25 protein-coding genes are annotated in these 23,726 nt (G+C 43.6%); 12 read left to right on the forward strand and 13 right to left on the reverse strand.

All coding sequences use genetic code 11. The annotated features are described in order from the left end of the window. Nucleotides 1-115: 115 nt before the first annotated feature. The 4 genes from WH95_RS08475 to holA all read left to right on the forward strand — a co-directional run bounded on the left by WH95_RS08475 (nucleotide 116) and on the right by holA (nucleotide 4,962). Complete coding sequence (locus WH95_RS08475; protein WP_046505631.1) at nucleotides 116-649, forward strand: DUF3576 domain-containing protein; 534 nt, start codon at nucleotides 116-118, stop codon at nucleotides 647-649. A 145-nt stretch (nucleotides 650-794) separates the two neighbouring features. Continuing rightward, nucleotides 795-3,356: a leucine--tRNA ligase gene (leuS, locus tag WH95_RS08480; RefSeq protein WP_046505632.1), complete on the forward strand. Its 2,562-nt coding sequence runs from the start codon at nucleotides 795-797 to the stop codon at nucleotides 3,354-3,356. A 49-nt stretch (nucleotides 3,357-3,405) separates the two neighbouring features. Further along, nucleotides 3,406-3,900, forward strand: coding sequence for an LPS assembly lipoprotein LptE (gene lptE, locus WH95_RS08485; protein ID WP_162199385.1), 495 nt, complete (start codon nucleotides 3,406-3,408; stop codon nucleotides 3,898-3,900). A gap of 27 nt (nucleotides 3,901-3,927) precedes the next feature. Then, nucleotides 3,928-4,962 carry a DNA polymerase III subunit delta gene (holA, locus tag WH95_RS08490; RefSeq protein ID WP_046505636.1) on the forward strand — a complete coding sequence of 345 codons (1,035 nt, stop codon included), beginning with the start codon at nucleotides 3,928-3,930 and terminating at the stop codon, nucleotides 4,960-4,962. Between the two features lie 16 nt (nucleotides 4,963-4,978). Here holA and WH95_RS08495 read toward each other — a convergent pair whose 3' ends face one another. The 8 genes from WH95_RS08495 to WH95_RS08530 all read right to left on the reverse strand — a co-directional run bounded on the left by WH95_RS08495 (nucleotide 4,979) and on the right by WH95_RS08530 (nucleotide 12,395). Continuing rightward, nucleotides 4,979-5,911, reverse strand: a complete 933-nt coding sequence (locus tag WH95_RS08495) for a ParB/RepB/Spo0J family partition protein (RefSeq protein ID WP_113772004.1) — start codon at nucleotides 5,909-5,911, stop codon at nucleotides 4,979-4,981. A 59-nt stretch (nucleotides 5,912-5,970) separates the two neighbouring features. After that, nucleotides 5,971-6,792: a ParA family protein gene (locus WH95_RS08500; RefSeq protein WP_046506123.1), complete on the reverse strand. Its 822-nt coding sequence runs from the start codon at nucleotides 6,790-6,792 to the stop codon at nucleotides 5,971-5,973. Nucleotides 6,793-6,823: 31 nt separating this feature from the next. Further along, complete coding sequence (gene rsmG, locus WH95_RS08505) at nucleotides 6,824-7,456, reverse strand: 16S rRNA (guanine(527)-N(7))-methyltransferase RsmG (RefSeq protein ID WP_046505639.1); 633 nt, start codon at nucleotides 7,454-7,456, stop codon at nucleotides 6,824-6,826. Beyond that, complete coding sequence (gene mnmG / locus WH95_RS08510) at nucleotides 7,446-9,314, reverse strand: tRNA uridine-5-carboxymethylaminomethyl(34) synthesis enzyme MnmG (protein ID WP_046505640.1); 1,869 nt, start codon at nucleotides 9,312-9,314, stop codon at nucleotides 7,446-7,448. Before mnmG ends, rsmG begins: the two co-directional genes overlap by 11 nt. Nucleotides 9,315-9,371: 57 nt before the next feature. After that, complete coding sequence (locus WH95_RS08515) at nucleotides 9,372-9,560, reverse strand: hypothetical protein (protein ID WP_046505643.1); 189 nt, start codon at nucleotides 9,558-9,560, stop codon at nucleotides 9,372-9,374. Nucleotides 9,561-9,728: 168 nt separating this feature from the next. Then, nucleotides 9,729-11,084 (reverse strand): tRNA uridine-5-carboxymethylaminomethyl(34) synthesis GTPase MnmE, encoded by a 1,356-nt coding sequence (gene mnmE / locus WH95_RS08520; RefSeq protein WP_046505646.1) that lies wholly within the window; start codon nucleotides 11,082-11,084, stop codon nucleotides 9,729-9,731. A gap of 180 nt (nucleotides 11,085-11,264) precedes the next feature. After that, nucleotides 11,265-11,516, reverse strand: coding sequence for a DUF6489 family protein (locus tag WH95_RS08525; protein ID WP_046505649.1), 252 nt, complete (start codon nucleotides 11,514-11,516; stop codon nucleotides 11,265-11,267). Between the two features lie 132 nt (nucleotides 11,517-11,648). Next, nucleotides 11,649-12,395, reverse strand: a complete 747-nt coding sequence (locus WH95_RS08530) for a phosphatase PAP2 family protein (RefSeq protein WP_046505651.1) — start codon at nucleotides 12,393-12,395, stop codon at nucleotides 11,649-11,651. Nucleotides 12,396-12,548: 153 nt separating this feature from the next. On the opposite strand from WH95_RS08530, the gene WH95_RS08535 reads away from it, so the two are divergent. Both WH95_RS08535 and WH95_RS08540 read left to right on the forward strand, forming a co-directional pair. Then, complete coding sequence (locus WH95_RS08535) at nucleotides 12,549-13,058, forward strand: methylated-DNA--[protein]-cysteine S-methyltransferase (protein WP_046505653.1); 510 nt, start codon at nucleotides 12,549-12,551, stop codon at nucleotides 13,056-13,058. Nucleotides 13,059-13,115: 57 nt separating this feature from the next. Then, nucleotides 13,116-14,099: a quinone oxidoreductase family protein gene (locus WH95_RS08540; RefSeq protein ID WP_046505655.1), complete on the forward strand. Its 984-nt coding sequence runs from the start codon at nucleotides 13,116-13,118 to the stop codon at nucleotides 14,097-14,099. A 91-nt stretch (nucleotides 14,100-14,190) separates the two neighbouring features. Here WH95_RS08540 and rho read toward each other — a convergent pair whose 3' ends face one another. From rho to hemE, 3 genes are all read right to left on the reverse strand, one after another. Next, nucleotides 14,191-15,447, reverse strand: a complete 1,257-nt coding sequence (gene rho / locus WH95_RS08545) for a transcription termination factor Rho (protein WP_046505658.1) — start codon at nucleotides 15,445-15,447, stop codon at nucleotides 14,191-14,193. A 241-nt stretch (nucleotides 15,448-15,688) separates the two neighbouring features. Continuing rightward, a complete protein-coding gene (gene hemJ, locus WH95_RS08550) occupies nucleotides 15,689-16,132 on the reverse strand; it encodes a protoporphyrinogen oxidase HemJ (RefSeq protein ID WP_046505661.1) in 444 nt (147 codons plus the stop codon). A gap of 22 nt (nucleotides 16,133-16,154) precedes the next feature. Beyond that, nucleotides 16,155-17,165 (reverse strand): uroporphyrinogen decarboxylase, encoded by a 1,011-nt coding sequence (gene hemE, locus WH95_RS08555; RefSeq protein WP_046506125.1) that lies wholly within the window; start codon nucleotides 17,163-17,165, stop codon nucleotides 16,155-16,157. Between the two features lie 706 nt (nucleotides 17,166-17,871). Between hemE and WH95_RS08560 the strand changes: the two genes are divergently transcribed. The 5 genes from WH95_RS08560 to dnaQ are packed head-to-tail and all read left to right on the forward strand — an operon-like array spanning nucleotide 17,872 to nucleotide 21,619. Next, nucleotides 17,872-18,693, forward strand: coding sequence for a pyruvate, water dikinase regulatory protein (locus tag WH95_RS08560; RefSeq protein ID WP_046506128.1), 822 nt, complete (start codon nucleotides 17,872-17,874; stop codon nucleotides 18,691-18,693). After that, a complete protein-coding gene (locus WH95_RS08565) occupies nucleotides 18,686-19,315 on the forward strand; it encodes a Maf family protein (protein ID WP_046505663.1) in 630 nt (209 codons plus the stop codon). The genes WH95_RS08560 and WH95_RS08565 overlap by 8 nt, the downstream gene beginning before the upstream one ends. Further along, nucleotides 19,316-20,176, forward strand: a complete 861-nt coding sequence (locus tag WH95_RS08570) for a shikimate dehydrogenase (protein ID WP_046505666.1) — start codon at nucleotides 19,316-19,318, stop codon at nucleotides 20,174-20,176. 49 nt (nucleotides 20,177-20,225) lie between these two features. Then, nucleotides 20,226-20,882: a dephospho-CoA kinase gene (gene coaE, locus WH95_RS08575; protein ID WP_046505668.1), complete on the forward strand. Its 657-nt coding sequence runs from the start codon at nucleotides 20,226-20,228 to the stop codon at nucleotides 20,880-20,882. A gap of 38 nt (nucleotides 20,883-20,920) precedes the next feature. Next, on the forward strand, nucleotides 20,921-21,619 hold the full coding sequence (dnaQ, locus tag WH95_RS08580) for a DNA polymerase III subunit epsilon (RefSeq protein WP_046505670.1): 699 nt from the start codon (nucleotides 20,921-20,923) through the stop codon (nucleotides 21,617-21,619). Nucleotides 21,620-21,705: 86 nt separating this feature from the next. On the opposite strand, the gene secB is transcribed toward dnaQ, so the two are convergent. Together secB and WH95_RS08590 are read right to left on the reverse strand one after the other, a co-directional pair. Beyond that, nucleotides 21,706-22,206: a protein-export chaperone SecB gene (gene secB, locus WH95_RS08585; protein WP_046505673.1), complete on the reverse strand. Its 501-nt coding sequence runs from the start codon at nucleotides 22,204-22,206 to the stop codon at nucleotides 21,706-21,708. Between the two features lie 157 nt (nucleotides 22,207-22,363). After that, nucleotides 22,364-22,921 (reverse strand): histidine phosphatase family protein, encoded by a 558-nt coding sequence (locus tag WH95_RS08590; RefSeq protein WP_046505675.1) that lies wholly within the window; start codon nucleotides 22,919-22,921, stop codon nucleotides 22,364-22,366. Nucleotides 22,922-23,105: 184 nt separating this feature from the next. Between WH95_RS08590 and WH95_RS08595 the strand changes: the two genes are divergently transcribed. Beyond that, nucleotides 23,106-23,651, forward strand: coding sequence for a thioredoxin family protein (locus WH95_RS08595; protein WP_046505677.1), 546 nt, complete (start codon nucleotides 23,106-23,108; stop codon nucleotides 23,649-23,651). Nucleotides 23,652-23,726 lie beyond the last annotated feature (75 nt).

Here is a 23,726-nt window from a genome sequence, read left to right on the forward strand (position 1 = left end):
CTACATAGTTTAAAAGTTAGGCTGGTTCGGTTTCGAACTAGCCTTTCTTTTTACTGTACTTCTGCATAAAGATTAGGTTAAGTATTCTCAGATTAAGTAAAATCCGGGAAGAAGTATGACCAACCTCACCTCTTTTGTTCGTTTAGCTTTTATTGCTCTACTCTCTATATTCCTGCTCGCATGTGAGGGAGGAAAAGAGTCAGACCTTATTTACGATAACCCTTCTGATGAAAGATACGCTAAATACGGCGGGTCCATTCTTGGCGGAGATGGTGGTGTTAACCTTCTAGATCTGGGGAATAACAAACCCCAAGACGGCGGTGCTGGCGTTGGTGTAAACTCTTTCCTTTGGCGCGCATCACTTGATACCATCGCTTTTATGCCATTAACCTCTGCTGATCCTTTTGGTGGCGTTATTATTACAGACTGGTATAGCCCCGACGAGACCAAACCAGAGCGCTTTAAGGTGAACGTGTTTATTCTTGGCCGCGATCTACGCGCCGATGGCGTACGTGCCTCTGTTTTCAAACAGCAACGCGACGTTACTGGCAGCTGGATTGATGCCAAAGTTGATCCCAAAACTGGCACAGAGTTGGAAGATGCGATCCTTACCCGCGCACGTCAGTTAAGAATTGCATCAAGTGAATAAATTCGATTTTCCTAGCTAGTCAGGAATTGAAATAATTTGCGTCCAAGGCCACAGAAACTGATTCATCACTCATCTGTGGCCTTAGCCTTGTTAGTCATCAGCTTTTTATAAAAGCCAGTTATTGTATAATGTAAGTCAAAACATCATGAGCCGTTACAACGTCAAAGAAACCGAAACAAAGTGGCAAAAAGCCTGGGTTGAGAGCAATTGTTTTTCTGTCGAAACAGATACAGACAAACCCAAGTATTATGTCTTGGAAATGTTCCCCTATCCCTCAGGCAGAATCCATATGGGGCACGTTCGGAACTATACAATTGGCGATGTAATTTCCCGCTATAAAAAAGCCAAAGGCTTTAATGTTCTTCACCCCATGGGTTGGGATGCCTTTGGACTGCCGGCAGAAAACGCAGCGATGGCCCGCGGAGTCCATCCTGGTAAATGGACTTACGAAAACATTGCCGCTATGCGCGAACAGCTTAAATCTATGGGTCTTTCCATTGATTGGGATCGCGAAATAGCCACTTGTCATCCTCAGTACTACAAACATGAACAAAAGATGTTCCTGGACTTCCTGAAAGCAGGTCTGGTTGAGCGTAAAGAGTCATGGGTGAACTGGGACCCCGTAGATCATACAGTGCTCGCCAATGAGCAGGTAATTGACGGTAAGGGCTGGCGATCCGGTGCTGAAGTTGAAAAGCGCAAATTAAGCCAATGGTTCTTTAAAATCACTGACTTTGCAGACGAACTGTTAGAAGGCCTGGAAACACTGGATCGCTGGCCTGATAAAGTCCGTACGATGCAGCATAACTGGATCGGCAAATCCGAAGGGGCCAGAGTCTTTTTCAAAATAAAAGACTCTGATCAGGAAATTGAGGTTTATACCACACGTCCCGATACCCTGTTCGGGGCATCATTCTGCGCGATTTCAGCAAACCACCCGCTCGCAGACCAACTTTCAGCTGATAATGAAGGGCTCAAAGCCTTTGTTGCCGAGTGCAACAAGATGGGAACATCTGAAGAAGCCATAGAAAAGGCAGAGAAAAAAGGCTTTGATACAGGCTTAAAAGTGACCCACCCACTGGATTCTTCTATTGAGCTTCCCGTTTATGTCGCAAACTTCGTCCTCATGGACTATGGAACAGGCGCTGTTTTTGGCTGCCCTGCTCACGATCAGCGTGATCTGGATTTTGCCCGAAAATATGATCTGACTGTAACACCCGTTGTCCTGCCAAAAGACGAAGATCCAAACATTTTCGCCGTCGAAAACGAAGCCTATACAGGTGAAGGAACGCTATTTAATTCTCAATTCCTTGATGGTTTGAACATTGTTGCTGCGAAGAAAAAGGTTATCAGTCATCTGGAAGACCTTGGCCACGGCAAAGGAACAACCCAATTCCGCCTGAGAGACTGGGGTGTATCCCGGCAACGCTATTGGGGCTGTCCAATTCCCATTATCTATTGTGATGATTGTGGCGCTGTTCCTGAAAAGGAAGAAAACCTGCCCGTTGAGTTGCCTGAAGATGTTACCTTTGACAAACCAGGCAACCCCATCGCGCACCATCCGACGTGGAAACATACCTCGTGTCCTTGTTGTGGAAAAGCAGCCGTCAGGGAAACAGATACCTTTGATACCTTTATGGAATCTTCCTGGTACTTTGCGAGATTTTGTAGCCCGAGAGATGACAACGCCTTTGATCGCAAGGATGTAGATTACTGGCTTCCCGTTGATCAGTATATCGGCGGTATTGAGCACGCTGTCCTCCACCTGCTCTATTCAAGGTTCTTCACCCGTGGACTTGAGAAGTGTGGGTATCTAACAGCGAAAGAGCCCTTCAAGGGCCTCTTCACTCAGGGCATGATTTGCCATGAAACCTATCAAAACGACAAAGGCGAATGGCTTTCCCCCGAAGAGATCGAGAAAAATGATAGTGGTGACTTTGTCACTTTAGATGGTGGCCCAGTTAACGTCGGTCCATCGATCAAGATGAGTAAATCAAAGAAAAATACCATCGATCCTGCCGATATTATTGGCAGCTATGGCTCTGATACAGCAAGATTTTTTATGCTTTCTGACAGCCCACCCGATCGTGATATGGAATGGACAGAATCCGGAATTGACGGGTCCTGGCGATTTACCCAACGTATGTGGCGTCTGATCACAACACAGTTTGATAGCCTTCCTGCTGTCAATACGGCACAGCCAGATAAATTCAATGATCAAGCACTGGAACTAAGAAGAACGGTTCACAAGTCAATTGCATCCATAAGCGAGAATATTGAAAGCTTCCGCTTTAATGCTGCTGTCGCAAAAATATACGAGTTGACGAATGCTATTGGTCAATTCAAAGCAACGGAAGATAATGATTTCTGGGCTTTACGCGAAGCATTTGAAATTCTCGTACGTCTTGTTTCGCCAATGATGCCACATATTTCCGAAGAGCTTTGGAATCAACTTGGCCATAACGATCTTATTGTTAATGTATCCTGGCCTGTTGCCGATGACAGCCTGATCGTAGACGACACTGTAAAACTTCCCGTTCAGGTTAATGGTAAGCTGCGCGCGACAATTTCATTGCCTCTTGAAGCGACCGAAGATCAAATTAAAGAAGCTGCGCTGTCCGAAGCCGGCGTTCAAAGAGCAATTGATGGCAAAGATATTCGGAAAGTTATTATCGTCAAAAACCGTATCGTAAATATTGTTGTATAAATCTGCTTTTAAGGCCCTGATGATGCCCATTATTCTCAAAAAATTGTGTATGCCAGTTGTGCTAATTCTCGGCCTTATCAGCCTCACTGCATGCGGATTTCAACCTGTTTACAAGAAGAGTGCAGAAACCGGGTACTCTTCGCATCAGGCTTTGCAAACGATTAGAATTAGCCCCCTTCCTGATCGTCCGGGACAAATCCTTCACAACCTGTTGCGCGACAGAATGAATCCTCTGGGGCAACCCAGAAAACCGCTTTATGTTTTAAAAGCCACGATTACCGAAACGGAAAAGGATCTTGCTGTCCGTCTTGATAATACGACCTCAAGGACAAATTTGACTATAATGGTGAAATATTCGCTTATAAGCCTATCAAGCAATAATGCTGTTTTTTCTTCCATCGCAAGATCTACCAACAGCTTTGACAAGCTTGACGATCCCTATGCAAACCTTGTTGCTGAAGATACCGCCCGTAATCGTGTATTACGTCAGGTCGCAGATGATATGGCTTTACAGCTCGGTGCTTACTTCAATAAATTACAGTAAGAAATAACCCTATAAGGCTTTAGATACGTGAAAATACCTGCTGCCAAAGCTGATAGTTTTTCAAAGTCTCCTGACAGCAGCATAAAAGCTATACTGGTTTATGGTCCCGATGAGGGGCTGGTTTTAGAGCGAAGCCAAAACCTACTTCATACAGTTGTTGACGATGCACAAGATCCCTTTCGTGTCGTTAACCTGGATAATGATGCTTTAAAAAAAGAACCTTCATTGATCAGTGATGAAGCAGCGGCCATATCCATGATGGGTGGTAGGCGTGTGATACGAATACGCTCAGCCAGTGATGCCCTAGCCCAAGTTTTTTCCGATTATTTTTCTGACCCCGTTGGCGATGCCCTCATCATCCTAGAAGGCGGAGATTTACCGGGAAGATCCAAACTCAGAAAAGTTTTTGAAACCGAAAATCTTGCTGCAGCGATTGCCTGTTACAAAGATGATGAAAAAAGCCTCCCAGGTCTAATTCGTCAAACCATTGAAAATGAAGGATTTTCTCTTTCAAACGACGCTCTCGGCTTCCTCGTGGCAAATCTTGGTACAGATAGACGATTAACGCGCCGAGAATTACAGAAATTATGCCTATATAAAGGAAAAAATTCCTCTCCCATTTCTCTTGAAGATGCGCAGGCCTGTATCGGTGACACCGCCACATTAACACTGGATGATTTAGCAATTGCCGTCGGAACAGGGAATATTCAAAAGCTTGAAAAAAATCTGTTGCGCGCGCAACAAGAAAATCAAAACGCAATCACCATCCTGAGGGCCGTCACCAGACATTTTCAAAGGTTGCATTTAACGGCGGGTCTTGTTGCACAGGGAGTCCCCATGGACAAAGCTGTATCTACACTTCGCCCACCCCTGTTCTGGAAAGTTGCTGATCCCTTTAAAGCCCAGGCAAGAAAATGGTCGCCAAACGCTCTGTCCAAATCACTCGGCATGCTTTTAGAGACTGAAGCAAATTGCAAAAAGACGGGCGCTCCGGCTGAAACTCTCTGCGCCAGAACACTTCTGGAAATTACAGCCAACGCCCCTACGCGCCGCCGGGCTTAAGCTCTTTAAAAGCCGTTTACTCAGAAGACTGGGTTAACCGATGCAGAACATTATCAAGCTGTTCCAGTGTATCGTATGAAATTTTAAGCGCCCCGCCTTGCCCGTGGAAATCAATACTCACCTTTAGGCCTAACATATTCGAAAGATCACGCTCCAAGGCAAGAGTATCTGCGTCCTTTTGTGGCCCTGAACTCGGCTTAATCTTTGAGCTAGTGATAGGCTTTTTTAACTGAGTCTGATCATTTTCAGGTTCTTTCAACTCATTCTTCATCGCTTTGGCCAGGCGTTCTGTCTCGCGAACAGAAAGGCCTTTGGAAGCTATTTCCTGAGCCAAATCAACCGCATCATCAGCACCAACAAGCGCGCGAGCATGACCTGCGCTCAAATCACCCTTTTCAACAAGCTCCTGTACTTCTTCCGGCAAGGATAGCAAACGCAGCATATTTGCAATGTGGCTACGACTTTTCCCAATGATTTTAGCAACATCATCCTGTTTATGGCCAAATTCATCCATCAGGCGTCGATAACTTGTCGCTTCTTCGATTGGTGTCAGATCCTGACGCTGCACATTTTCAATAATCGCAACCTGGAGAACTTCGGCATCATTCAGCTCTCGAATAACAACCGGAATTTCATGTAACTGTGCCCGCTGAGAAGCACGCCAACGGCGCTCTCCTGCAACAATTTCGTATTCTGAAGACAGTTCAGGGTGCCGACGAACCAAAATTGGCTGTAAAAGCCCGGACTGTTCAATTGAATCGGCAAGTGTCGCGAGGGCCTCTTCTTCAAAGTGACGACGAGGCTGTTTTGTGTTGGGGTGAATATGCTCTATTGGAACCTGCTTTGTTGAGCGTACTTTATCCAACGAAGCATAGTCTTCCGTCTCGTCCCCAAAAAGAGCAGCAAGACCGCGGCCTAAATTTTTCCGTTTATCCTGAGCTTCAGCCACCAATCGACCCTCTCAACTAACCCTGTTATCTATTCTATCCGGTGTATGACCGATTAACCTTATGCGACAGCTGGTTCCGTAACACGAACCTGTTCATTTCTGAGGATTTCCCCAGCCAGCTTGATATAGGCCTGAGACCCCGCACAGGCAACATCATATAAAAGAACAGGTTTGCCATGTGAAGGTGCCTCTGACACCCTGACATTACGCGGAATAACCGTATTAAAAACCTTCTCTCCCAGGAAAGCCCGCACGTCGGCAGCAACCATCTCACACAGGTTATTCCTTCTGTCATACATGGTAAGAACAACACCCTGGATTTGAAGGCGACGATTAAGTCCCCTCTTCACGCGATCAATGGTACGTAAGAGGTGAGAAAGTCCTTCAAGGGCATAGAACTCTGTTTGTAAGGGGACAAGAACCGCATCAGAAGCAACCAGAGCATTCAGGGTTAACAAACCAAGTGCTGGTGGGCAATCGATCAAGATGTAATCGAATTGATCCAGAAGCGGCCCAATAGCATTCACCAGTTTGAATTCACGCTCTGCTAGCCCCACAAGCTCGAGCTCAGCACCCGAAAGTTCCACACCAGATGAAATAACATGCATACGCGGAACATCCGTTGATCTGACAGCTCGCGTTATTGGTAATCCCTCGATCATAACCTGGTAAATACTTTGCTGCCGAGCGTCAGGTTCCACACCCAATCCCGTACTGGCATTCCCCTGAGGATCCAGATCAATGATCAGGACCTTCTTTTTGCAAGCCGCAAGAGCAGTGGCCAGATTTACAGTCGTCGTTGTTTTACCAACGCCACCCTTCTGATTTGCAATGGACCAGACCTTAGCTTCGCGTTTCTTTTTACTTGAAATTGAATCCATATCTTGTACTGACATGATCAATCCCCCCAAATTATAGAAGTTTGAGGTTCAATATTGCTGCATCATCGTCAGACAAAGAATTGTACCTCGACACCTTCATAGTCCACTTTTTCTCTGCTTCGGTCAATTCCTCATCTACATTTCGACCCTTTAAAAGCAAAAATTCCGGATCTTTTTCCACCTTTGAAACCTCGAGGAAGGCTTGTGAAAAATCTAAAATCTTGGAAAGTGACGCAAATGCACGTGCTGTAAAGACATCCACAGGAAAAGGTTTGATCTTTTCAATACGGTTATTATGGACCGTCAAACCTGCATCTGTTTCACGTGAAACTTCCCGCAAGAACATTGATTTTTTGAGATCAGATTCCATTGCATGAACGTCACCTGCCCCCAATATCGCAAGAATGAGAGCTGGAAAACCAGCACCACTGCCAAAATCAACGATCGTTTTTGTATGATCTGTCTTTGGAAGATATTTAATCAGCTGAGCGGAATCTAAAAAGTGGCGGGTCCATAGATCCGGTACAGTATTTTTACTCACCAGATTTATTGCTTTGTTCCATTTGACAAGAAGATCAGCATAACACTTTAGTTTATCCTCTGTTTCACGTGAAACAGGAATGTGCTTTTTAAGAAGATCAATTCCGGTAGTATCAAGCAACATAATTTTTATCTAATTTTCTGACATATCTTAAGAGAGCGACCAACGCAGCAGGTGTTACACCCGAAATACGCGATGCAGCTCCCAATGTTTCCGGTTTTGACTGATTGAGTTTTTGAACGATCTCATTGGACAAACTTGGCACAGATCCATAATCAAAATTATCAGGCAGCTTTAAAGCCTCATCTTTTCGAAAAGCTCTGATATCTGCATCCTGTCGCTCAATATAACCGGCATAACTGGCATCAATTTCCAGCTGCTCGACAATGACCTGATCAAACTGCGAAAGCTCTGGCCACACTTTTGTGAGAACTTCTACAGTTACGTCAGGATAGCGGAGTAAATCAAAGATTGATCTTCTCTGACCGTCCTTATTTACATTGATATTATAGGCAATCAACTCGTTAGGTGTCGCAGAATGTTCCTTTGCAAAAGCTCTAGCTTTTGAAAGTTCAGACATCTTTTTCTTAAATACAGAAGCTCTGTCTTCTCTAATACAGCCAATATCAAGCCCGATTGGTGTTAGACGCTGATCTGCGTTATCTGCGCGAAGTTTTAAACGATACTCTGCCCGGCTGGTAAACATACGGTAAGGCTCAGTAACGCCTAAGCTGACCAAATCGTCAATCATGACCCCCATATAGGCATCAGCACGATCCAAAACAAAATCCCGTTCTGATCCTTTAGATTTTAAAGCAGCATTTACCCCAGCAATAAGACCTTGTGCCCCCGCCTCTTCATATCCTGTCGTTCCATTAATCTGCCCGGCAAAATAAAGGCCCTGAACTTTCAAAGTTTCCAAAGTAGGACGTAGTTCACGGGGGTCCACATAGTCATACTCAATCGCATAGCCATGTTGCAGGATCTTTGCCTTCTCAAGTCCCGGGATTGTTTTCAGGAAGTCCTCTTGAACATCTTCGGGAAGAGAGGTTGAAATGCCATTCGGATAGACATTTACATCGTCCAGCCCTTCTGGTTCCAAAAAGATCTGATGGCGGTCTTTCTCTTTAAACCGCACAACCTTGTCTTCGATAGAAGGGCAATAGCGCGGTCCCTTACTTTCAATCTGTCCGGAATACATCGGAGATTGATCTATATTTTCAGCAATAATATCGTGGGTATCAGTATTGGTATAGGTGATATGACAGGCAACCTGTTCCTGGGTAATTTCCTTTGTCATATAGGAAAAAGGTTCAGGTGGCGTATCCCCCGGCTGAACAACCAGATTGCTATAATCTATTGTCCGGGTATCCAGTCGGGCCGGTGTACCCGTTTTCAAACGGCCCAATTCAAACCCAAAACGGGAAAGTGTCCTGGATAACCCGATAGCAGGTTCATCCCCTACCCGCCCGGCAGGAATTTGTTTTTTCCCAAGATGTATCAAACCGTTTAAAAAGGTTCCTGTTGTCAAAACAACAGCAGATGAAAGGATTTTCTCTCCAGAAGCCGTGATCACACCACAACAAATATCATTTTCATCAAGAATAAGATCTTCAACAGGCGCTTCAAGAATTGTCAGGTTTTCCTGATCATCCAACAGATCTTGAATGGCTTCTTTATAGAGCTTGCGATCAGCTTGTGCTCTTGGTCCACGAACAGCTGGACCTTTACTTCTGTTTAAAACACGAAATTGAATGCCGCCACGGTCAATGGCTTTTCCCATCAAGCCATCAAGAGCATCAATTTCTCTTACCAGATGCCCTTTACCCAAACCGCCAATCGCAGGGTTACAAGACATAACCCCGATCGTTGACTTTTTATGGGTTACAAGAAGTGTTGCCGCGCCCATTCTGGCAGCAGCAGCAGCAGCTTCTGTTCCAGCGTGTCCGCCGCCAACAACAATAACATCATAGTTTTTCATAGCTGATCGCTTTACTGTATTTTAGAATATTAAAAATACTCTGGACAAATTTATAAGCTATTTGCCAAGAGCATCCTTAATCTTCTGATCTGTTTTATATTGGCTCAAAGCATAAACAGACCAGATAGCTGCTACAGGCCAACCAATTAAAGTGATCTGTAGAATAAGACAAATGATACCGGCAAAAGGTCTTCCGATTGTAAAAAACTGAAGCCACGGAATTAGCAAAGCCAATAGTAAACGCATTCTCTTCCCCTTAAGAAGTCTCTTCAAACTTTTCTATGAAATAATAATAAGCGAGAATTCATAGATAGATTTGTTCTCAACTTATTTTACAGTCATATTTATATAAACATGATCCGTTTCACGTGAAACATCTTCACAAAACACTTCACTTATGTAAGCTAACTCAGCCTATTTTCCAATGCAAAAATCACGGAAAATAACATCTAACAACTCTTCAACATCCACTTTTCCAGTAATCCGTCCAAGATAACGTGTGGCAAGACGAAGATCTTCGGCACAAAGTTCTGGCAGATCAGTTTCGAGTGATCGTCCAAGGGAATCCAGACACTCCTGTAAAGCCGATCTGTGACGTTGGCGCGTTATACCAGAAGAGCTACCTGACAGTCCCATATTGGCAACAACCCAGGTGTTCAACTTTTCTAGTAAAGCATCAATCCCCTCTCCTGTTTTTGTGGAGATTTTAGTGACATCAAAATCTGAAAGAGAAACAGGAGTTATTTCATTATCATCCGTTTTGTCACATTTATTGATCGCGACAAAAGAGCTGGTAGAACTCAATAGTCTTAAAGTTTCCTGATCAAAGTTGTCACTGTCTTCTATATCAAAAACGGCCAGACATAAATCAGCAGACTCTGCATGTAATTTCGCACGTCTTATTCCCTCGAGCTCAATGCCGTCTGTCGTGTTTTCTTCTATTTCTCTTAGACCAGCTGTATCAGAAACAATAACCGGGTAACCAGACAGATCGAGATGAACTTCAATAATATCCCTTGTTGTCCCTGCTACATCAGAAACAATCGCGACTTCACGTCGTGCCAAAACGTTCAGAAGTGACGATTTACCCGCGTTAGGGGGACCAACAATTGCTATTTTAATGCCATTACGTAATCGTTCACCACGATGACTATCATCAAGATGATGTCTAATGTCTTCTCTTAATTCCTCTATCTTGTGTTTAACCTGATCAGAAATTCCCTCTTCCAGCTCTTCATCAGGGAAGTCAATTTCAGCTTCCAGATAAGCCAGCATTCGAACCAGACGATCTCTCCACCCTTCGACAAGTTTGGAAAGTTCTCCATCCATTTGACGAATGGCCTGCTTCCTTTGCGCTTCGGTTTCGGCAGCAATAAGATCGGATAGTCCCTCTACTTCTGTTAAATCGAGCTTGTCATTATCAAAAGCACGTCGGGTAAATTCACCAGCTTCAGCCGGACGAAAACCAGGCAATTTTGCCAAAGCTTCAATGGTACCATCCACAACTGCACGACCACCATGAAGGTGCAGTTCAACAACATCTTCCCCCGTAAAACTGCCAGGACCCGGAAACCAAAGCGCCAAACACCGATCAAGTTCAGCTTTGTCCTCGGGATCAAAAAGCTTTATGAGTGCTGCAATCCGTGGTTCTGGAAAGGAAGATGACATTTCCTGCAAAACAAATCTGGCTTTACTGCCAGATATTCTGATCACAGCAACCCCGGCCTGTCCCGGTGCTGTTGATAGGGCAAAAATTGTTTCGGAAGTCATCTTGTCTAAACCAATACGAGTTTTGTGCGCAATTCACCAGAATTCATATACAGGTGGAATTGCACATTAACCGCAGATAATCAGCGGGTCAAAAGCCTTTATTACATAGCAGAACTGCGAAAGTTCATGATCCAGGGAAATTAAACCAACGCCAATTTTCTATTTAGATAATACCCATAATTACTTGGTTGTTTTTGATGAACTATCTTTGGAAAATTGAGACCAGAACATCTTTTGCATTTGATCAAACCCTTGCATAGAAGCTGGCATCCAGGTTTTCATCAAGGTTTCAGGATCACTTGATTGAATAGTTTCCATCATTCTTTTTCTGACTTCTTCCATCGCTTCTTTCTGAAGCTCGGAAACGTCGGGAAGCCCTAAAAACTGACGCGCTTCCTCCGGGGTACAGTCTACATCAAAAGTGATTTTCATTGGTATGTCCTGAATTTAAAGCAATTGATAAAAGTTACACTACCTTACTTACAGAAAAAGAATTACAAATTTTTATATCTACGTTTGTTTCCCGTGAAACATTCACAGAAAACATTTCTTTGGCGAAATAATTTAATTCCAATTTTTGCTCAAACTCACCAAAGGTTCTCTGGCAAAAAACCAGCACACAATCTTACGAGTAACAGTAAGTATTGGCGTATAAATCATCCAGATCGTTACCATAAAGGCCAGGAAAACACCACCGATAGCAACATCTCCAAACCAGTGCCCTCCCCCGACAAGTCTTGGACTGGCGTTGATAAGTGCAAAGAAGCTTACGAGAATTCCATAGGACGTTCCAAAATATCGCCACATGAAAATAACGGAAATAAAAGAAATAGCAGCATGATCACTGGGAAATGATTTCCTTGTTCCTGTTTTAACCTCTATCCAGGAAACAAGATCATTTATATTTACAAAAGGTGTAAGAACCTGTGACGGGCTTTGGTGATAATACAGCTCAAACCCACGGGAAATTATTATCATCGTTATAGCAACAGAGATGATGAGAAGAAAAACTCTGGCAAGGCGTTCTTGAAAAGAAGTTTTCCTGTTTAACACAACGTACCAAAGGCAGATAGATGCTAAAAATAACCCGCTTAAACTGTCAAAAATTTTACTGTTGGTGAAGGCCCAATAGTTATTCCAAAGGGTACGACCTTCCTGTAGAGAACCATTTAAATAGAAAAATATCTGCTCGTCCCAAGGCGTTTTAAATCCATGGTCTATAGAAAAATAAACAACCAGACCAACAAGTAGGTTTCCCAGAAATAATTTCTTAATATTCCATGCCGACAGCTTTTGATCAGAATTATTCACACCTGTGCCCTTAATTATTTTAGTGGTTGGTTTTCTCTACCAAACATCACCAAATATGCTGTTATAATATCGTAAAACAATAAAAAACGTTATCATGCAGTACGCACGTTTTTTCCTAATCCTATTATAAGCGTCTGACAACCGGGAACTTCTATGTATCACTTAACCTTTCCTTCGCCACAAGGCTATTTGGATGTAGCAGAAGAAGATAATAAAATCGTTCGATTGCAATGGATTAGTGATAAAAATCTGTATGAACAATCCTCTACGACATTGCTTTTAAAATGTAAAAAACAACTAAAAGAATACTTTAGCGGGGAACGAAATAATTTTGATGATATTCCCCTGGCCCCAAAGGGGACAGATTTTCAAAAAAATGTGTGGCAAGCCTTATACAAAATTCCCTATGGAAAGGTAAAAACCTATGGCGATATTGCCCATGAGGTTAAGTCAGTTGCAAGAGCAGTAGGTGGTGCTTGTGGTGCAAACCCTATCCCCATCATTATCCCTTGCCATCGTGTCATTGCTGGAAATCAGGCTCTCGGCGGTTTTTCCGGTGGTGAAGGCGGAAAATCCAAAAAAGAGCTCTTATTTCTCGAAGGTTATAAACACTTTGAAAAAAATCAGCTTGAAAAAAAACAGCCAAGTCTTCCCGGGCTTTAAATTTCAGTTAAACAACCCCGAAACAAATTTTAATAACCATACAAACACAGGTGCAACATGAACAAAGGCATTAAATTTTATGAATATGGCGGACCGGAAGTTCTTCACTATGAAGACATAGAAATTGGCAAACCAGGCAAAGGCGAGATAAGGCTAAAACAAACCGCCATCGGACTTAATTTTATAGATGTTTATCATAGAACAGGTCTCTATCCTCAACCTTCACTTCCTTCGGGTATAGGGTTGGAAGCAGCAGGGATTATTGAAGATATTGGTCCCGGCGTCACAGATCTCCATGTCGGAGACAGAGTTGCCTATGGCACCGGCCCCATAGGCTCTTATGTTGAACACAGAATAATTCCAGCCGATAAAGTCATTCTTATACCTGAAAGAATTTCTGATGAAGAAGCTGCCTCGGTAATGCTACAAGGAATGACCACAGAATATCTGATTAGACGCACCTATTGTGTCCAGCCCGGTGACTTTGTTCTTTTCCATGCTGCTGCCGGTGGTGTCGGATCATTGGCTATCCAATGGCTCAATGCATTAGGCGCAACTGTTATCGGGACAGTCGGCTCGGAAGAAAAAGCGGAAATAGCCAAAACAAAAGGCTGTCACCACACGATAAATTACAAAAGAGAGAATTTTGTCGAACGGGTTAAAGATATTACGGATGGTAAAGGCGTAAACGTCGTTTATGATTCTGTCGGAAAAGATACTTTCGAAGGATCCCTCGATTGTCTGAAGGTTCGCGGCACCATGGTAACCTTTGGTAATGCATCCGGCCCCGTTCCTGCCATAGAACCTCTTATACTCAATGCAAAGGGTGGAATTTATCTGACACGTCCAAGTTTGGCCCACTATTGCGGGACTCACGGCGAAATGACTGCTTCAGCAAATTCCCTGTTCCAGGCCATTTCTTCCGGCGCGATACAGATTGATGTCAACCAAAGCTACGCTTTGTACGATGCGCGTAAAGCGCATGAAGATTTGGAAGCAAGGAAAACAACAGGATCTACCATTCTTGTTCCCCAGCATTAAGAAAAAATCAGAAACTACCATAAATAAAAAGGGCTACCAAAGATAACTGGCAGCCCTTATTCCCTTGAGAAACTAATAAATTGGTTCTCAATTACTGATTCATAGAATCAAAGAATTCGTCATTATTTTTGGATGATTTCAGTTTATCAACCAGGAACTCAACAGAATCTGTCACACCCATCGGTGTAAGAATACGGCGGAGTACCCACATTTTACTCAATGTTGCTTTGTCGACCAGCAACTCTTCCTTACGTGTACCGGATTTGCTGATATCAATCGCAGGATAGGTACGTTTATCAGAAAGTTTACGGTCCAGAACAATTTCAGAGTTACCAGTACCTTTAAATTCTTCGAAGATCACTTCGTCCATACGGCTACCGGTATCGATAAGAGCCGTAGAGATGATCGTCAGGCTACCGCCCTCTTCAATGTTACGTGCAGCACCAAAGAAGCGTTTAGGACGCTGTAGCGCGTTTGCATCGACACCACCGGTCAAAACTTTACCAGAGCTTGGAACAACAGTGTTATAAGCGCGAGCTAGACGCGTGATGGAATCAAGAAGGATAACAACGTCTTTTTTGTGTTCAACCAGACGCTTTGCCTTTTCCAAAACCATTTCAGTTACCTGAACATGGCGATGAGCTGGCTCATCAAAGGTAGAGCTAACAACTTCACCTTTCACGGAACGTGCCATGTCTGTGACCTCTTCCGGACGTTCATCAATCAGAAGAACAATCAGGAAAACTTCGGGATGATTTGCCACAATCGACTGCGCAATATTCTGCATCAAGACTGTTTTACCGGTTCTTGGCGGCGCTACGATCAATGCTCGCTGACCTTTACCAAGTGGAGTCACAAGGTCGATCACGCGGGTTGTCATGTCTTTTTTTGTTGGATCATCAAGCTCAAGCTTGAGTTTTTCATCCGGATAAAGCGGTGTCAGGTTGTCAAAATTAATTCTGTGACGCGAAGATTCCGGTTGATCAAAATTTATCTGATTAACTTTTAACAAAGCAAAATATCGTTCACCATCTTTGGGCGCACGAATTTGTCCTTCGACAGTATCACCTGTTCTTAACCCAAAACGCCTTACCTGACTTGGGCTGACATAGATATCATCAGGCCCTGGCAGATAGTTTGATTCCGGCGCTCGGAGAAAACCAAATCCATCTTGTAAAATTTCCAAAACGCCTGAGCCAAAAATAGGCACATCGTTCTCAGCCATTTGTTTGAGGATGGCGAACATCATGTCCTGCTTTCGCAGGGTGCTGGCGTTCTCTACTTCAAGTTCCTCTGCAAGCTTAAGAAGCTCTGCGGGACTTTTTACTTTGAGATCTTGTAAGTTCATATGATGGAAAAGTTTGGTTCAGTTAAGAATGAACGAGATGATAAGGATGCAACAAACAAGTTAAGATTTATAAAAGGCTTCGTCTTTTATTACGACGATCCTCAAAGACCTGATATCCTGTTGCAATGTAAATCGGAGTAACGGGCTGTTGAAGTTGGCCCACGTTTGCTAGCGGGGTGAATTATAGTACCTCAAAAAGGAAGTCAAGTAAAAGAATTCTCGCGTGGACTAAATTTTAGACTCAAAATGGCTTCACAACTGCAAAAATAACGATAGCAATCATTAAAATTGTCGGAATTTCATTGGCATAGCGATAAAAACGTTCGCTTCGTGTGTTTTTGTCCACTTGGAAAGCTTTCATCCACTTTCCTGCGATTTCATGAAAAACAGTCAAAGCAATCAAAAGCGTAAGTTTGCCATGAAACCAGCCATCGCTATAGGCTTCGATGTTTAAAACCAAAAGAATACCAAAAAGCCAGCTGGCCATCATTGCCGGGTTCATTATGAAGCGAAAGAGTTTTCGCTCCATAACTTTAAAAATCTCTGACCGTTCAGAACCAACAGGAACTTGGGTATGATAAACAAAAATGCGCGGAAGATAGAGCAAACCTGCCATCCATGAGATAACAGAAATAATATGCAGAGCTTTTATCCAGAGATAGCCCTCACCCAAAAATCCACCCATTTGTCAGAAATTCCCGTTTAATTCAGCTCCTGACGAGCTTTAGCATTTTTTCAACATTCTCAATTGGCGTTTGCGGCACAATGCCATGACCCAGATTGAAAATAAAGGGACCACCACTGAGATCGTTCATAATGGTTTCAATGGATTTTTCCAATATGTCACCACCAGCTACCAACACGAGCGGATCCAAATTACCCTGGACAGTGACGTGAGATTGGATGTTATCTCTGGCCCAGGAAGTTGACAAAGTCGTATCCAGACCCAAGGCATCAGCTCCGCTTTCCTTAGCAAAAACTGGATAGCTGTCCCCTACTCCCCTTGGAAAGAGAATAACGGGGACGTTTGGATAAACTGATTTGATTCCGGCTATAATCTGTTTACAGGGTTCCAAACACCAACGGCGTAAAGCAAATTCAGGCCATACACCTGCCCAGGAATCAAAAATTTGTACTGTTTCTGCACCGCTTTCAATTTGTTTGATCAGGTATCTGGTTGTTGCCTCAACCACCAGATTAATAATTTGATCAAACTCTTCAGGTTTTGAATAGGCCCAAGTTTTGGCTTTGGCATAATCTTTGGAAGATCCGCCTTCTATCATGTAACTGGCAACTGTCCATGGAGCCCCGGCAAAGCCGATTAATGTTGTTTCTTTTGGAAGTTCTTCTTTCAAGCGACCAAGTGTTTCATACATGGGCGCGAGATGTTCATGAAGATTATCCATATTGAGTTTTGATAGATCTTCTATGGAATTAAGCGCTTCCAGCTTTGGGCCTACACCTTCTTCAAACCATACCTTTTGACCAAGTGCATGGGGAATGACCAGAATATCACTAAACATTATTGAAGCATCGAACCCAAATCTGCGAATGGGTTGAAGGGTAACTTCTACAGCGAGATCCGGTGTGTAACAAAGGTCGAGGAAGCCGTTCGCAGATGCTCTTGTTTTTCTGTATTCGGGTAAAAAACGCCCTGCTTGTCTCATAAGCCAGATCGGTGTGCGTTCTGTTTTTTCGCCTTTTAGGGCGCGTATCATGAGTTTGTCTTCGGTTTGCACGATTTCTTTGAACCTCGCGTTAAGAGTTATCTCTATTAATATACTATGTAATAGTAATTATTTGTTGTTGTTGTAGATCCCTGTGAATCACGAGGATTAGTCAGTTATTCATAACTTGTCCTCAAGCTTCAAGTCTTCAATTTAAATTTTTTGTGATTTCTGATTCTTCTGTGAGTTTCACTGTGAATTGAAAATGGGGACTCGTTAACGAATCTCGGAGTCCTATTTTTTCCTTAATAACCTTAATTATGGGGATAACTTTTTTACATTCCGGAGTCCTTTTACAAGTTTTGCACAGATGTGAATATTGCAGCGAATTGTCGCATAAGGTGAGGGAATGACCGGGGGACAGCGTGTGTAGAAAAAGGTCATGTGGACAAATAGCTATAGTTATCCACAAAGTTTTACGCACTACCCCCAACTTTGTTCACATTTGAGAGCATGGTCTGAATAGTCGTGTTATCTGAAGAATAAGTTATTGTTTTTCCTTGGCTTGACCTTTGTTCTGGTGTTTTAAAAAGGGTAACTATTCCCCAACAAAAACGATCTATTCCTTGAAGAAAATATGAAAATAGATTGCTTTCCTGCTCAGACAGGTTTCGTGCTTTGCACTTAATGTGTATGAATGAAGCACAATAAATGTGCCATGAAGCCGAGAGGCAGGGCCAAAAGTTCGGAAGTAGATATGTCACAAACCCATTTACATCTTGTTTCAGATTCCACAGGTGAAACGATTAATTCCGTCGCCCGCGCTTGTATGGTGCAGTTCAAAGTGGAAGAACCTATTGAACATGTCTGGAGCTTGATCCGAACCAAGGTTCAAATGGAAAAGGTCTTACTTCAGATCCGGCAAAAACCTGGACCTGTTCTCTTTACAGTTGTTAATCAAGAGCTTAGAGAAATTTTAATCCGTGAATGTCGGCGTTTGGGATTACCCTCTATTCCTGTTCTTGATCCGGTTATTCATGCACTCGCCAGTTATTTCAATCTGGAAATGTCGGGTAAACCCGGTCTGCAGCACACGCTGGATTCAGAATATTTCAATCGCATAGAAGCGATGAATTTTGCATTAAACCACGATGACGGACAACTTCCCCAAAACCTGAATGACGCCGAGATTGTATTGCTGGGGGTTTCCAGAACATCAAAAACACCGACCTGTATCTATCTGGCTAACCGGGGATATAAGGCAGCGAATGTTCCGATTGTGCCGGGATGTCCCTTACCAAAAGAGCTGGAAACTCTTAGTAATCCTCTGGTTGTTGGTCTGACGAAAGACCCTGCAAGCCTGATGCAGATCCGCCGTAGCCGCTTGAAAATGATCTCGAATGAAGAAGAAACAGACTATGTTCATCTGGAATCCATCAAGGAAGAGGTGAAGATGGCGCGGAAGTTTTGTAACGAGCATCGCTGGCCAATTATTGATGTAACCCGCCGCTCTATAGAAGAAACGGCAGCAACTATTATCAAACACTATCATCGTCATATGGGTATTGCCGATGAATAGGGTTATAGAGCAGGAAAAACTGGACCAAACCCCTGTTATTCTGGCTTCAGCAAGCAAAGCACGTGGATTTCTTTTAAAGAATGCGGGCGTTCCGCTTGCTGATTTGTTACCTGCCGCGATTGATGAGGACGAGGTCAAACAGTCCTTAAAATCCGAAGGTGCAACAGCTATACAAGTAGCAGAAACTCTCGCAGAGCTTAAGGCCCGCAAAATTTCCATGACAAATCCCAATTCTTTTGTCATTGGCGCAGACCAGATGCTGAACTGTAATGGGATCTGGTTTGATAAGCCAACCGATCTGGATCATGCCGCGGCTCATTTGAAGGCCCTGTCCGGGAAAACACATCAGTTGGAATGCGCAGTCTGCGTGGTAAAAAATGGCGAGAGGCTTTGGCACCATAATGAAACGGCCTCTTTGACCATGCGTCCTTTGGATGATGAGTTTATTGCCGCCTATCTGAATAAATTGGGTGATGAGGCGCTTTCCTCTGTCGGGGCCTATCAACTGGAGGGGCTTGGCGCACAGCTTTTCCACAGGATTCAGGGGGATTATTTTACAATCCTGGGGCTTCCCCTTCTCCCTCTTCTCACGTTTTTACGACATAACAGGATTTTGGCTTAGATGATTCTTTCAGGGAAAGCCCGCTTGGCCGGGGTTATTGGTTGGCCTGTGTCCCATTCAAAATCCCCGCGCCTACATGGTTACTGGCTTGAAAATATGGGCATAGACGGGACCTATTTACCCCTTGCCATTGAACCCGAAAACTTTGAAGCGGCTGTGCGCGGCCTCATGCATTCAGGCTTTGGCGGTGTCAATGTTACTGTTCCGCACAAGGAAGCTGCGTTGGCTTTTTGTGATGAAGTTGATCCGCTTGCGAAACGAATTGGGGCTGTGAATACCATTGTTTTTAAAAACGGGCGTTCTTATGGCTCTAACACTGATGCATTCGGGTTTATTGAAAATTTGAAACAAGGTGCTGAAAAGCTTGATTTTTCCCTTGGTTTCTCTGGATTAAAAACGGTTGTTTTAGGGGCTGGTGGTGCATCCCGCGGGGTGATTGTGGCTTTGCAAGATGCTGGTGTTCAAAACATTATCCTGGTGAACCGGACAAGAGAACGTGCTGAAGTTCTTGCGGCTGATTTATCGTCAGGTGCTGATGGCATGATTACAGTTGCCGATTGGGATGATCGTAATAATGTGCTTAATGGCTGTGATTTACTGGTAAACACGACAAGTCTTGGTATGGCAGGTCAGCCACCTTTGGAATTATCACTGGATAAATTACCAAAATCCTGTGTGGTGACGGATATTGTCTATGCGCCTTTGGTTACACCTCTTCTTGCTTTGGCCAAGGAAAGAGGAAACAAAATTGTGGATGGTCTGGGGATGCTATTGCATCAGGCAAGACCCGGATTTGAAGCATGGTTTGGTGAAAAACCAGAGGTAACAGAGGATTTACGCAAATTTGTTCTGGAAAGTTAATTCCAGATTTTTGCACAGGTTTTAGTGTATCAGGAGCGGGTTGTTTTAAATGCATGTTCTTGGGCTTACGGGTTCAATTGGAATGGGAAAATCGACCGCTGCCAGGATGTTTCAGCGGTTGAAAGTTCCTGTGCACGATGCTGATGCGGTTGTCCATCAACTGATGGGTAAGAATGGGGCCGCCGTTAAAGATATTTCTGCCCTTTTTCCTGAAACAAAGACAAACAACGGCATTGACCGCAAAAAGCTGGGGGATGCTGTTTTTAGACAACCGGAAAAATTAAAACAGCTCGAGGCAATTTTACATCCCCTCGTTCGACAAAAGATGCACCGTTTTATCGACCGCTATGCCCGACAAAGAAGAGAACTGGTTGTCTTGGATATCCCGCTTTTGTTTGAAACAGGCGGAGACAGGTTTTGCGACAGTGTTCTTGTTATTTCTTGTCCCAAATATATACAGGATCAACGGGTGTTATCGCGCAAGGGAATGACGGCGGAAAAATATCAGGGAATACTGAAAAAACAGATGCCTGATATGGAAAAAAGGGCGCGGGCTGACTTTGTTATCAGATCAAATCAGGGACGAAGATATTCTTTTCAACAGGTACAACAGATTGTTGAAAAGCTGGGATCAAGTGATAAAAGTGCTCATGGCACAAAAGACAGAAAGTTTTGTCCTCATCTGTCGCTGATCTACAAACAATAGTATTATGCAAACAGTAATCTGGGATTTAGATAGTCAACATGCGTGAAATTATTCTGGATACAGAAACCACCGGTTTTAAACCTGAAGAAGGTCACCGTATTGTCGAGATCGGGTGTCTGGAAGTTTATCAAAATTTGCCAACCGGGAAGTCATTACAGCTCTATATAAACCCGGAACGTGACATGCCTGAAGGGGCTTTCAAAGTTCACGGTATTAGCGAAGAGTTTCTGGCCGATAAACCTGTTTTTGTTGATGTTGTTGATGAGTTTCTGGAATTTATCGGCGAAGATCCTCTGGTGATTCATAACGCGCCGTTTGACATGAAGTTCCTCAACTCGGAACTTAAATGGGCGGGTCGACCAAATCTGAAGAACAAACCTATTGATACTGTGGTGATCGCCAGAGAACTTTTCCCGGGATCACCGGTTAATCTGGATGCTTTATGCCGTCGATTTGAAATTGATAATTCGTCGCGTACCTACCACGGTGCTCTGCTGGATTGTGAACTTCTTGCAGAGGTATATCTGGAACTTCGGGGCGGTCGTCAACATGGCTTTGATCTCGGTGCAAAAAAAGCAGCTTCTTCTGCAAACAGCAGTGGCCAGAGACAAGACTTAAGCCGTACCAAAACGGGCAAGAAAGTGCGCGAAGCAAGACCTCATGTTATTCCAGAAGAAGAACTTGCTGCCCATAGTGCGATGCTTGAACTCCTAAGCGACCCTATTTGGAAAAAATAGCCAGTCTGGAAAGACTTCATAAAATTTTGAGAAACTAAAAAAGGGTAGCCACGGCCACCCTTTTAATAAAGCTATGTCAGATGACTTTAAGCGTCGGCTGTTTTTTCGTCTTTGGCCATTTCAGCATTTGCTTCGGCAGCAGCAGCTTCGCTTTTGCGTTGCATGAACATCTGATGGAAATCAATCGGGTTCATGATTAATGGTGGGAAACCACCGTCTCTTGTGATGTCTGCAACAATGTTGCGTGCAAACGGGAAGAGATAACGTGGCGATTCAACCATTAACAATAGCTCAACGATCTGTGCTTCAAGACCTTCGGCAAGGGTAACAACCCCACCGTAATCAAGCTCGATCATAAAGGCAGTTTTGTCGTCAATTGTTGCGGAACCACGGATGTTCAGAACAACTTCGTACGCTGTGTCGGAAAGTTGTGTCGGAGTGACATCAACATTGATATCCAGCTGTGGTGCCTTTTCTGACATCATTGGGTAGATCATCGGTGAATGCGGATTTTCGAATGACAAATCCTTGATGAACTGCATTTTGATAACCAGCGGCTGTTGCTGGGCGGTTGTTTCTTCAGCCATAAAAAAGCTCCCTAAATGTTTGCCTGATTGGCTAGCACGCTTTGAAGGACTGAACAACCAACGATTAGGCCAGATGTTAAAAATTCATATTCAATAGTGCTCTAAATTGGCAATAAAGAGACACATATGAGCTAACTCGCAAGGATATTAATACCCGTTACTTTGTCGCAGGGGCAGCCGTATCAACTGAGAGAGATTGTAGATCTATATTCAGGATCGCGCCGTTGTCTATTTCCTGACCGGTTAAGCCACGAATAAAGGCCCAATGGCTGACAACCAGTGTTTTGGACCAGTCTTCAAGCGCAAGCATTTTTTGCTGAAACTCTTGGCCCCTCAATTTTACCTGATGTTCGGTTTCATTTAAATCCGGCCACCAGCATTCTGATAAGTGTTGAAAATCCAGATGGGGCCATTCCCGGGATAGCTTTGAAGACGGGGACCCAATATCGCAGGAGAAAAAAGCATGCTCGCGAACCAGTTCTTCAATCTGAACAGGTAAGTTTAAAATATCACTGACTATTTCTGCGGTTTGAAGGGCTCGCGTATAGGGGCTTGCCAAAATTTTGGTGATATCTTTGTCTTTTAAGTGCTGGGCAGCAGTATGAATTTGGGATCGACCTTCATCTGTTAGTTCCGGATCCGGAATGTTTGGGTCAATGCGTGTTTTTGCATAGGTCACGTTAAACTCGGATTGTCCGTGTCTAAGAAGGTACATTTTTTATCCCGTTTGTTTGATCCGACACTTTATTGCATCTAGTAAAAAACCATTCTTGTCACCAGTTACAATAAGAGAGGATATACAGAGATTGGAATCTTGAAAACCAAATAGCGTTGTTGGGAATACGTTATTCGGAATGCGGGGTTCTATGAATTACAAATCATATCAAAGGATATAATTCATGCTGATCAAAACACCTATTTGCGATTTTGGATGGCCTGCACCTGATTTCAAGCTACCGGATCTGGACGGACAGTTCATCAGTCTCGATGATGTAAGAGGTCCAAATGGCACGTTAATCGCGTTTATCTGTAATCACTGTCCTTACGTAAAGGCAATTATTGGCGATTTGGTAACTGATGTCAAAAAGCTTCAGGATGCAGGTATCGGTGTTGCGATGATTATGTCCAATGATTATCGGAATTACCCCGATGATTCCCCGAAAAACATGAAAAAATTCAGCAGGGATAACAACTTTAACTTTCCCTATTTACTGGATGAAAATCAAGATATCGCGCGGGCTTATGATGCTGTCTGTACCCCGGATTTTTTCGGTTTTGACGCGAAAGATGGTTTGCAATACAGGGGGCGTTTGAATGCATCAACAGCCCAGATCGTCCCTAATGCAAGACCAGAGCTTCTTGAAGCCATGCTGGGTGTTGCTGAACATGGCAAAGGACCTGTTGAGCAAATTCCTTCTATGGGGTGTTCCATAAAGTGGCGGTAAATAGGTTGAGCCGGCAATAATTTAACTTCTTGTCAGGGATCCGTCAGGTATGTCGCTAATATTCAGGCTTCTGTT

The sequence above is a fragment of the Kiloniella litopenaei genome (assembly GCF_000982415.1).
In the GTDB taxonomy this organism is placed as follows: domain Bacteria; phylum Pseudomonadota; class Alphaproteobacteria; order Kiloniellales; family Kiloniellaceae; genus Kiloniella; species Kiloniella litopenaei.